Here is an 11,259-nt window from a genome sequence, read left to right on the forward strand (position 1 = left end):
GCCTGCTTAGCGTTTTGCGATCTCTTCGTGGAACAAGCCATCGAGGAGTGCCGGGTTCGCCATCCCTTTCGTCTGTTTCATGATTTGGCCGATGATGAAGCCTTTCGCACGGTCTTTCCCGTTCTTGAAGTCTTCGATCATTTGCGGATGCGCCTCGAACAATTCGAGGATGTAGCCACGGAGCAAGTTCTCGTCCGAGATTTGGGCGAGTCCGTTCGCTTCCACATACGCTTTCGGCTCAGCGCCTTCTTCCATCATCGCCGTGAAGACACGCTTCGCGATTTTCGATGAAATCGTCCCTTCTGCGATCAAGCGGATAAGCTCGGCGAGTGATTCCGGTGTCAACTTCATCGTCTCGACCGTTTCATCCGACTTGTTCAAGTGACCGAGCACTTCACCCATGAGCCAGTTCGCTGCCGCTTTCGGCTCCGCACCGGCCGCTGTCGTCGCTTCGAAGAAGTCCGAGAACTCACGCGTTGACGTGAGGGCTTTTGCGTCGTATGCCGAGAGACCGTATTGGCTCATGTAGCGTTCACGACGAGCTGCCGGCATCTCAGGAATCGTCGCGCGGATGCGCTCTTTCCATGCCTCATCGATTTCGAGACGGACGAGGTCCGGTTCTGGGAAGTAACGGTAGTCCGCTGCCCCTTCTTTGACACGCATGAGAATCGTCTTTTTCGCCGCTTCGTCGTAACGGAGCGTCTCTTGACGCATGACGCCACCTGAAAGAAGCAATTTGCGATGACGCGTCTCTTCATAGTCGAGTGCCTTTAAGACGTTTGAGAACGAGTTCAAGTTCTTGAGCTCTGTCTTCGTACCGAACTTCTCCTGCCCGAATGGACGGACCGAGATGTTACAGTCACAGCGAAGTGACCCCTCCTCCATCTTGACGTCCGAGACGCCAGCGAACGAGAGGACTTCTTTCAAACGCTCGAGATACGCGACCGCATCTTTCGGTGAGCGCATGTCTGCCTCACTGACAATCTCGATGAGTGGTGAACCGGTCCGGTTGAAGTCGACGACCGAGTGCTTCTCGCCCGTGTGGTTCATCTTCCCGGCATCTTCTTCCAAGTGCACGCGCTCGATGCGGAATCGTTTCATCTCTCCGTCGACTTCGACGTCGACGTGACCGTTTGAACCGATCGGCTTATCAAACTGCGAGATTTGATACGCTTTCGGCGTGTCAGGGTAGAAGTAGTTCTTGCGGTCGAACTTCGTATCTGTCGCAATCTCACAGTTGAGTGCCATTGCCGCTTTGATGGCGAGGTTGACCGCTTCTTCGTTCAATTTAGGCAAGACGCCCGGGTGTCCGAGACAAATCGGACACGTCTGTGTATTCGTTTCGGCACCGTAAGTGCGTGAGCAGCCACACCAAATCTTCGACTTCGTGCTCAGCTCGGCGTGCACCTCGATCCCGATGATCGTTTCAAAGTTCATCGTACGTCCTCCTTAGAGCTGTGGCATCTTGAAACCGCCGTTTGCTTGTTCAAAAGCATGGGCCACGCGGTAAAGTGTTGATTCATCAAAGTAGTTCCCGATAATTTGAAGACCGACCGGAAGTCCTTCTGAAAGACCTGCCGGGACCGAGATGGCCGGGATACCGACCAAGTTGACCGGAATCGTCATGATATCGTTCGCATACATCGTGAGCGGATCGTCGAGCTGTTCGCCGAGTTTGAAAGCTGTCGTCGGAGCAGTTGGTCCTACGATGGCATCATACTCTTCGAACACTTTCGCGAAGTCCTGCTTCATGAGGGTACGGACTTGTTGGGCTTTCTTGTAGAACGCATCATAGTAACCAGAGCTGAGGGCATAAGTCCCGAGCATGATCCGGCGTTTGACCTCGTCCCCGAACCCTTGTTCACGCGAATACGTGAACACTTCGTCGAGCGTGTCCGCTTCGGCACGACGTCCGTAACGGATACCGTCGAAACGAGCCAAGTTCGAAGAGGCTTCTGACGACGCGAGCAAGTAGTACGCCGAGAGGGCATACTTCACAGACGGAATCGAAACCGTCTCGATTGTCGCACCGAGAGACTTGAGCGTCTCGATTGCTTTTTCAATCTGTTCACGGACGCCAGGTGCGACACCTTCTGCCATGAACTCTTCCGGAAGTGCGAACTTCATGCCCGTCAAATCCTGGTTGAGCGCTGCCGTATAGTCCGGCACCTCGACCTCGGCTGACGTCGAGTCCATGTCGCAATGACCCGCAATCGTATTCAATAAGTAAGCATTGTCTTCGACCGTGCGCGTGAGCGGGCCGATTTGGTCAAGTGACGACGCGAAGGCGACGAGACCGAAACGTGAGACGAGACCGTATGTCGGCTTCATCCCAACGACACCACAATATGCGGCTGGTTGACGAATCGAACCACCCGTATCCGAACCGAGGCTGAAGAGGACTTGCCCAGCTGCGACCGATGCTGCTGAACCGCCTGAAGAACCTCCTGGTACACGAGTCGGATCCCACGGGTTACGGACAGGCTTGAACGCCGAGTTCTCGTTTGATGAACCCATCGCAAACTCGTCCATGTTCAACTTTCCGATTGTGACGGCACCGGCGTCATGAAGACGCTCGACGACCGTCGCATCGTGTGCAGGGACGAAGTTCTCAAGGAACGTCGAGGCACATGTCGTCCGCATCCCTTTTGTGACGATGTTGTCTTTCACACCGATCGGCATGCCGAAGAGCGGGTTGTCTGACGTTTTTGCGAGCTCATCCATGCGCTTCGCTTGCTCAAACGCATCCTCATTGAGCGTCAAAAACGCACCGATTTGATCATCCGTCGCTTCGATGCGCTCGAACGACTCTTTGACGAGGTCCGTGACCGTGACTTCGCCTTCTTTTAATAACGTATGCAGTTTCGCTACACCGTGGTCAAATAAACTCATGAAAGGCCTCCTTACTCAAAGACCGCAGGGACACGGACTTGACCGTTCTCCCAGTCAGGTGCCATCCGTTCGACTTCCTCACGTGGAAGCGATGGACGGACCTCGTCTTTGCGTAGTACGTTTTTCAAATCTAGGGCATGGGTCGTCGGTTCGACGCCCGTTGTATCCAGCTCATCGAGTTGCTCGGCGAACTCGAGAATTTTTGTCAATTGCTCCGTGAAGTGCGTCACTTCTTCATCCGTGATCGCAAGTCGGGCAAGTCCGGCGACGTGCCGAACTTCAGCTTCTGTAATACGAGCCAAAATTCCCACCTCCAACAGTTTTCAATACATCGTTCATTATCATACCACTTTTTCATAAGACAAAAAAGGAAATCTATCTTGTGAGAAAATGTCTCCTTTTTGAGAAACTAGGGAAATCTTCTCCGAATATTGACCCGCTTTCGAAATCAGCTATACGGTCGATGTGCGATTCTGATTATGCTAATGGTAGAAAAGATTCGTAAGGAGGAATCGTATGTCGATTCGGAATAAACTCATCACTGCGTTTAGCATCATGTTTGTGCTGCTTCTCGGTGTAAGCGGTTACTCTTGGTATGCCTTGAACGCATCAAAAGCAGCTCAAGAAGACATGACCGTTTCCTGGGTGCCAGGCATGGACCAGATTCATCAAGTCGATAAGCAACTGCTCGAAATCCGTCGTCATTTGATTCGTCACGCTCTCGTGGATGACGCCGTGACGAAACAAAACATCGAACGGGACATTCAAGCATCCGTCGCCATTTTGGAACAACGGATGGACGGCTATGAAGCGACGATTATCATGGAAGAAGATCAACAGCTCTTCGATGAAGCCCGTGCGAATTGGGATAACTTCCAAACGGTCATGAATGAACTCATTCGTATTTCAAATGAAGACGGTACAGAGGCCGCAGAAGCGTATATTCGCGATACGGCAACCGCAAGTGCCGATACGCTTTCGAACTCTCTCGGTCTTCTCGTCAACTTGAACCGCGAAGCGATTCAATCGGACACCGCCGCAGCAGCTAAGATGTTTGAGCAAGTTCAGATGACGCTCTTCATCGTGCTCGGCGTCGCCGCTGTCATGACGATCCTCATGATGCTCTTCATCTTCCGCTCCATCTTTGAGCCGCTCAAAGAGTTCAAGACGAAGATGCATGAGCTCGCCACGAGCGATGGCGATTTGACGACATCGATTCCTGTGAAGCGCCGTGACGAGTTCGCCGGACTCGCACGTGACTTCAACCAGTTCATCGCCAACTTGCGTCAGTTGATTCTTCAAGTGAACGACGTGACGACAGGAGTGACGAAGCAATCTACTCATATGTATGAAGAGTTGAAAGAACTCGACACATATATGACGACGACCGCTGCGACGACTGAAGACTTGACCGCCGGTATGCAACAGACGGCCGCAAGCGCGCAAGAGATGAACGCTTCCGCCTCGGATATGGAACGGACGATTCATCACATCGTGACGATGGCCGATGAGCGGAAAACCGAAGCGAGACAAATCGATGAACGCGCCCTCTCCCTCAAGTCACATGCGGTAGAGGCGAAAGAGAACGCCATCAGCGTCCTACAGTCGACACGCACGAACTTGGAGAAAGCGATGCAAGATGCGAAAGCCGTGCGTGAGATCGCGACGCTCACGAACGACATCCTCGATATCGCCGCGCAGACGAACCTATTATCACTCAATGCTTCGATCGAAGCGGCACGTGCCGGAGAGGCCGGACGTGGATTCGCCGTCGTCGCCGACGAGATTCGAAAACTCGCCGAAACGAGCCGGGCGACCGTCGAACGCATTCAAGTCATCTCGACGACCGTTCTTCATTCGGTCGATCATTTGAATGAAAGCTCTGGACAGATGCTCCACTTCCTCGACACGAACGTCTTGAAAGACTATGACCAACTTGAAGAGGCAGCCGGACAATATAGCGAGGACGCAGGTCGCTTCGAAACGACTGCGACCGAGTTCGCCGCCGCTGCCGGGGAGCTCGAACAATTGACGTCTAACATGATCGGCGTCATCCAAGACGTTGCGACGACCGTCAACAACGGAGCACTCGGTACGCAAGAAATCGCTGAAAAAGTGACGATGTCCGTCGAACGTTTCGCCGAGTTGAATCATGCGACGGAACAGTCGCAACAAAAGATGGAAGAACTTGATTCACTGATTCGCCAATTCAAGGTATGACAAAAACCCGCCGACACGTGCTGTCCGGCGGGTTTTCTCATCAAGCGGCAGATGACTGCCGTTCTTTTTTCCGTTCGAGTTCGAATCGTTTTGTCTCGGCGACGACCACACCTGAGAGGAACAAGAGTCCAATCAAGTTCGGGATAGCCATGAGACCGTTGAACACATCCGAGATGGACCAGATCAAATTCAAGTTCGTCGTCATCGCACCGAGTCCCGCGACTAAAATGTAGAGGACACGATATGGGACGATCACTTTTTCCCCGAGTAAATAATACGCTGAACGTTCACCGTAATAACACCAGCCGAGGACGGTTGAGTAGGCGAAGAAGACGAGCGAGATCGTCACGATGATTTCACCAATAGGTCCTAAGAAGAAAGCGAACGAGGCTTGCGTCAAGGCAATTCCTTCAAGCCCTTCCGTATATTGACCACCCATAACGATCGTGAGTCCCGTGATAGAACAGACGATGAGTGTGTCGATCAACACTTGTGTCATCGAAACGAGTGCTTGACGTCCCGGGAAGTCGGTCTTCGCTGCCGCGGCCGCAATCGGTGCAGATCCAAGTCCTGCCTCGTTAGAGAACACACCGCGCGCGACCCCGTAGCGAATCGCGGCACCTAACGCACCCCCACCGATGGCTTCAGCACTGAATGTGCTCGAGAACATTGTCGATAAGGCACCTGGTACCAATTCAAGGTTCATGATGAGAATCACGAGCCCACTCCCGACATATGCGAAAATCATGAACGGGACGAAGATTCCGACGACTTTTCCGATTGATTTGACACCACCTAAGATGACGAATGCCGTGACCGCCATCATGACGATCCCTGTCACAACCATTGGGATGTTGAACGAGTTGTTCAAGGCGAGACTGATCGAGTTCGTTTGGACCCCGTTCCCAATCCCAAAGGCTGCGACCGATGCAAAGACGGCGAACAAGACGCCGAGCCACTTTTTCTTTAGTCCGTGTTCTAAGTAATACATCGGACCCCCGGCAATTTCGCCTCGTTCATCGACGACACGATATTTGACCGCCAGGATAGCCTCAGCGTATTTCGTCGCCATCCCGACGAAACCAGATAACCACATCCAAACGACAGCACCCGGTCCCCCGAGGACAATCGCCGTCGCGACACCGACCATGTTTCCGGTACCGACCGTGGCCGCCAATGCCGTCATAAGTGCTTGGAAATGCGAGATGTCCCCGCGTTGCTTTTTCTTCGGTTGCTCTGGTTTCGGAATAAATGCTTCTTTCAGACCGACCCCAAGTCGCGTCACTTGGATAAATCCGAGACGGACGGTCAGGAAAATCCCTGTCCCGACGAGTAATATGAGTAGATGTGGCCCCCAGACGAGATTGGATAAACTCGTCAGCCAACTTTCAATTTGATTCACCGTGTTGCTCTCCTCCTACGTTCTTGATTTGAGCGCTCTCCCTATATTTTTCAGAACATTCACAATCGAGTCAAGGTACACCGCCTAAAGAAAGCGTTTTCAAAACGTTATATAATTGTAATATTTTCGTTGAACCCTTGTATCTAAAAGATTCTTAAAATTTATTTCGAAATATGATTGTAATATATTCAACTGCATGAGCCCGGATTTCATGATCACTACGAACCGTTAATCGATAGACTACATCTCAATCAGAAATGGAGTGGTTGCAACCGTATAAAGCACGCTCGAAGCGGTTTGATAGCAGCGACCAATTACGGGCAGGCGAGACTCTTAAGGGAACAAAAAAGACTGTAGACCCATGCGTTGTCTACAGTCTGAAACCGTTCATGACCTTTCCTTCAGTTTCTCGTTTTACGAACGGATGGCAGCCACGACTTCTTCGACGTGACCTTTCACTTTGACGTTGCGCCACTCTTGTTCGATATAGCCGTCCTCGTTGATCAAGAAAGTCGAACGGACGATGCCGTAATATTCTTTCCCGTAATTTTTCTTCAACTGCCAGACGCCGTAAAGCTCGGACACTTCATGTTCCTCGTCCACGAGTAAATCAAATGGGAGGTCATTCTTGGCGATAAAGTTTTGATGTTTCTTTTGACTGTCGGCCGATACCCCAAGGACGACCGCGCCTTCCATCTTCGGCAACGCATCGCGGAAATCGCATGCCTCGGTCGTGCAACCAGGTGTCGAATCTCGAGGATAGAAGTATAAGACGACTTTCTTGCCGAGATAGTCCTTTAATGAAACCATCTCTCCGTTTTGGTTCGGTAATGAAAATGTTGGTGCGAGCATCTGCTGTTCCTCCTTAGCCAAACGATGGGTCGACAAGTTGTTCGTCATAGCCATCGATCGCTTCTTCTAATTTTGTCTTTAACGGGTCAAGCACTTCGATATACTCGACTGGATCTTCCGTTGCAGCCGCTTTTCGGAGCGTCTCCTCGTTATCGGTGTACCACGTCTCATACGCTTTGAAATAGTCGGTCATGATGGTTTGGTTCTCCTCGACCGTCAACGTTTCCGCCATGAGCAGGAAGACGTTATTGTCTGCCTCGAGCGCCATATAGTCCGTCTGTGCGTTGACTTGGTCATAGATCGGACCAGCCTCATCTTCCGGAATCTCGGCGAGACGGGCGTTCGCTTCGGCATTCACTCCGTACTCGTTCGCCTGGACACCGATGAGTAACTCTCCGACCTCGGCAATCACGTCTTTTGGTAAAGCGGCAGGTGTGATGACTAGTGACCACTCATCCCCTTCCTTCACAGCGATTTTACTGAGTCGGTTCGGGAGCGGGTTCCCTTCTTCATCGATCATCTCATGGACAAGGAACGCCACGTCTTCCTCTTCGTTGACCCAGCTCTTATAAATCTCACCAGGAGACAATTGACGGGTGACGGCACCAGTCGCCGGAATCTCGGTCAACCGGCCAGCATAATCAATTGATGCGAGTGCCTCAGCGTCTCCAGACTCAAGTGCCGTCTGATAGTCTGCGTACACGTTCGTGACAGCGTGCGGCAATGCGCGGTCTGTCTCTTCTACCACCGTCTCTTCCTCGTTCCCACATGCCCCGAGCATGAAGACGAGGAGTAGCGGAATGAACCATTTTTTCATGTTGTTCGTCCTTTCTAAAGCCGTGTTCTCCCCCATCCTATCACGTCTCGATTTCTTGCTCCAATGCCATGTGTTTCTGGAAAATTGTTTCACTAGGATTTCTACGATAATTTCGATACAATACAGACGTAAGCGCTTTAACGCTCAACATCACTTTAAGGGGGAACGAGAATGATTCCATACAAACATGAACCATTCACAGACTTTACACAAAAAGAGAATGCCGAAGCAATCCAAGCGGCAATCGAGAAAGTGAACGGTGAGCTCGGGAAAGACTATCCGCTCGTAATTGGTGGGGAAAAGGTTACGACGGAAGGTAAAATCACGTCTTACAACCCGGCTAACAAAGAAGAAGTGATCGGTCGCGTGTCAAAAGCGAACCAAGAGCTCGCAGAACGTGCGATGCAAGAAGCACTCACAGCATTTGACTCATGGCGCCATGTCGACCCGGCTGTCCGCGCCGACGTCTTGTTCAAAGCAGCGAACATCGTCCGCAAACGTAAGCATGAGTTCTCGGCTTACCTCGTCAAAGAAGCGGGTAAACCGTGGAACGAGGCAGATGCGGATACAGCGGAAGCAATCGACTTCATGGAATATTATGCACGTCAAATGCTCGAACTCAAACCAGGCAAGAAAGTGGAGAGCCGCCCAGGCGAATACAACCGGTATGACTACATCCCACTCGGGGTCGGGATCGTCATCAGCCCATGGAACTTCCCATTCGCAATCATGGCCGGTACAGCAGTTGCGGCCATCGTCGCCGGTAACACAATTCTCTTGAAACCAGCTTCGACGACGCCAATCGTCGCTGCGAAATTCGTCGAAGTGATGGAAGAGGCAGGTCTTCCAAAAGGCGTGCTCAACTTCATCCCGGGACCGGGTGCAGAAGTCGGGGACTATCTCGTCGACCATCCGAAGACACGCTTCATCAGCTTCACAGGATCGCGTGATGTGGGACTCCGCATCAACGAACGTGCGTCTAAGTTGAACGAAGGTCAAATTTGGCTCAAACGCGTGATCGCGGAGATGGGTGGAAAAGATACGATCGTCGTCGACGAATCAGCCGACCTCGAGCTCGCTGCACAATCGATCGTGAAATCGGCATTCGGTTTCTCTGGTCAGAAATGTTCGGCTTGTTCACGTGCCGTCATCGTCGACAGCGTGTATGATACGGTACTCGACCGTGTCGTCGAACTCACGAACGAACTCTCTGTCGGAAACACAGAGAAGAACGAACACTTCATGGGACCAGTCATCGATGCATCGGCCTTCAAGAAGATCACATCGTACTTCGATGTCGCAAAAGAAGAAGGACGCATCGTCGCAGGTGGGAAAGCAGACGATTCAACAGGCTACTTCATCGAGCCGACTGTCGTCGCAGACGTCGACCCGAAAGCACGCCTCATGCAAGAAGAGATTTTCGGACCAATCGTCGCCTTCACGAAAGCGAAAGACTTCAAAGAAGCAATCGATATCGCGAACAACACAGAATACGGCTTGACAGGGGCGGTCCTCACACGTGACCGTATGAATCAAGAATACGCTCGCCAAAACTTCCACGTTGGGAACCTTTACTTCAACCGTGGTTGCACAGGCGCAATCGTCGGCTATCAGCCGTTCGGTGGATTCAACATGTCAGGTACGGATTCAAAAGCAGGTGGCCCGGATTACATCCAACTCCACATGCAAGCGAAAACAACATCTGAAACGTTCTAATCAAAAAGGAGACGCTCCCCGAGGGGACGTCTCCTTTTTAGTGTGCTTTAAATGTCTGATCGAACATAATGGCGATTTCTTCTTGATGAACCAGGAATAATTCGAACAAAGTCGGGTCGAACGCCCCTTCCATATCTCGCATCGCAAGAATCGCATCCTCATGAGTATAGGCCGGTTTATACGGTCGGACCGTCCGTAGTGCGTCATAGACGTCGATGATGGTGACGATTCGAGCCGCGAGCGGGATGTCTTCCCCTTTCAGTCCTTGGTTGTACCCGGTGCCGTCCCAGCGCTCGTGATGATACAGCGCGATGTGATAGGCCATTTGAATGAAGTAGTTCTGAGGGAACTGTGTCTGCAAATCTTTCAACACTTCGCCGCCGACACGCACATGGTCACGCATGAATACCCATTCCTGGTCGGACAGTTGATTCGCTTTGAGTAAGATTGCGTCCGGAACAGAGATTTTGCCGATATCATGGAGCGGTGCCGCGAGACGGATTCCTTCGATGAAGAGCGGTGACACTTCCGGATGGTGATGATCGTATAAAATCGTCGCGAACAGCGTCGATAGATCCTGCACCCGCTCGATATGGTTCCCCGTCTCGTTGTTCCGGAGTGCGGACAAACGTAACAGCGTGCGGACAAGCCCCTCTTGATAATCGATCAATTCTTTTTCACGCTCGGCGAGGACCCGCTGCGCTTCTTCCCTCCCGGCCTCGATGCGGTGTCGCTCGACCGCCCCGAGCAGCGCATTGCTGAAATCTTGTAGCGCCTGTTGTTCGTACTCCGTGTACGTCCGTTCCGAGACGACGGAATCAAACCCGACAAATCCCTGACACGACTTCCCTTGCATCATGGGGACCGCGAGCAAACTTTGAATCGCTTGCGGTTCTAAGATGGCGCGGACGGCGCTCCCTTCAGGTAGATCGACGACCCGTGGAATATACATCGTCTCACCCGCCACATGGGTATTCACCCACTCGGGCAGCACATCAATCGGCACGTCTTGAAGATTGTCCATTTCAGCCGTGATTCCTTCGGCGCACCATTCGAACGTGTTATGGCAGACTTGATTCGTAAAATCGTAATCGAAGACATAGACGCGGTCGACCGCGAAATAATGTCCAAGTTCGGCTAGCGATTGGTCAACCCGCTTTTTGAAATCCGCAATCTCTGTCGTTAAAAAGCGATTGAGGAGTGACGAAAGCAGGTGATGGAGTCGCTCTTGTTGTTGTAACTGTAACGTCAATGATTCGTGCGAAGTTGCCATGTGCCAAACCTCCCTTATCGTTCAAATACATGCATTCGTTCCATGCACTTATTTTACCCATTTTTCAGTTTTTTCATCCTAGTTTAC

Annotated in this window: 9 protein-coding genes; 2 read left to right on the top strand and 7 right to left on the bottom strand. The window is 51.7% G+C overall.

Annotation, left to right across the window (positions count from 1 at the left end; all coding sequences use genetic code 11):
* Positions 1-6 precede the first annotated feature (6 nt).
* From gatB to gatC, 3 genes are read right to left on the bottom strand one after another with little or no spacing between them, the layout of a single operon-like run.
* Positions 7-1,437 carry an Asp-tRNA(Asn)/Glu-tRNA(Gln) amidotransferase subunit GatB gene (gene gatB, locus GVY43_RS07740; protein ID WP_012727039.1) on the bottom strand — a complete coding sequence of 477 codons (1,431 nt, stop codon included), beginning with the start codon at positions 1,435-1,437 and terminating at the stop codon, positions 7-9.
* Positions 1,438-1,449: 12 nt separating this feature from the next.
* Positions 1,450-2,892: an Asp-tRNA(Asn)/Glu-tRNA(Gln) amidotransferase subunit GatA gene (gatA, locus tag GVY43_RS07745; RefSeq protein ID WP_159562774.1), complete on the bottom strand. Its 1,443-nt coding sequence runs from the start codon at positions 2,890-2,892 to the stop codon at positions 1,450-1,452.
* 11 nt (positions 2,893-2,903) lie between these two features.
* Positions 2,904-3,194 (bottom strand): Asp-tRNA(Asn)/Glu-tRNA(Gln) amidotransferase subunit GatC, encoded by a 291-nt coding sequence (gene gatC / locus GVY43_RS07750; protein WP_012727041.1) that lies wholly within the window; start codon positions 3,192-3,194, stop codon positions 2,904-2,906.
* Between the two features lie 214 nt (positions 3,195-3,408).
* Here gatC and GVY43_RS07755 point away from each other — a divergent pair, with 214 nt between their 5' ends.
* Complete coding sequence (locus GVY43_RS07755; RefSeq protein WP_159562775.1) at positions 3,409-5,112, top strand: methyl-accepting chemotaxis protein; 1,704 nt, start codon at positions 3,409-3,411, stop codon at positions 5,110-5,112.
* 40 nt (positions 5,113-5,152) lie between these two features.
* Here GVY43_RS07755 and GVY43_RS07760 read toward each other — a convergent pair whose 3' ends face one another.
* The 3 genes from GVY43_RS07760 to GVY43_RS07770 all read right to left on the bottom strand — a co-directional run bounded on the left by GVY43_RS07760 (position 5,153) and on the right by GVY43_RS07770 (position 8,183).
* The gene (locus tag GVY43_RS07760; RefSeq protein ID WP_047795008.1) at positions 5,153-6,514 is read right to left on the bottom strand and encodes a sodium:alanine symporter family protein; all 1,362 of its coding nucleotides are present in this window, start codon (positions 6,512-6,514) and stop codon (positions 5,153-5,155) included.
* A 414-nt stretch (positions 6,515-6,928) separates the two neighbouring features.
* The gene (gene bcp, locus GVY43_RS07765) at positions 6,929-7,366 is read right to left on the bottom strand and encodes a thioredoxin-dependent thiol peroxidase (protein WP_074036111.1); all 438 of its coding nucleotides are present in this window, start codon (positions 7,364-7,366) and stop codon (positions 6,929-6,931) included.
* A 13-nt stretch (positions 7,367-7,379) separates the two neighbouring features.
* Positions 7,380-8,183, bottom strand: a complete 804-nt coding sequence (locus tag GVY43_RS07770) for a hypothetical protein (protein WP_159562776.1) — start codon at positions 8,181-8,183, stop codon at positions 7,380-7,382.
* Positions 8,184-8,354: 171 nt separating this feature from the next.
* Here GVY43_RS07770 and pruA point away from each other — a divergent pair, with 171 nt between their 5' ends.
* Entirely contained in the window at positions 8,355-9,899 is a 1,545-nt protein-coding gene (gene pruA / locus GVY43_RS07775; protein WP_159562777.1) for an L-glutamate gamma-semialdehyde dehydrogenase, read from the top strand.
* Positions 9,900-9,936: 37 nt separating this feature from the next.
* On the opposite strand, the gene GVY43_RS07780 is transcribed toward pruA, so the two are convergent.
* Positions 9,937-11,172 (bottom strand): HD domain-containing phosphohydrolase, encoded by a 1,236-nt coding sequence (locus GVY43_RS07780; protein WP_159562778.1) that lies wholly within the window; start codon positions 11,170-11,172, stop codon positions 9,937-9,939.
* Positions 11,173-11,259 lie beyond the last annotated feature (87 nt).

The organism is Exiguobacterium sp. 8H (assembly GCF_902506255.1).
In the GTDB taxonomy this organism is placed as follows: domain Bacteria; phylum Bacillota; class Bacilli; order Exiguobacteriales; family Exiguobacteriaceae; genus Exiguobacterium; species Exiguobacterium profundum.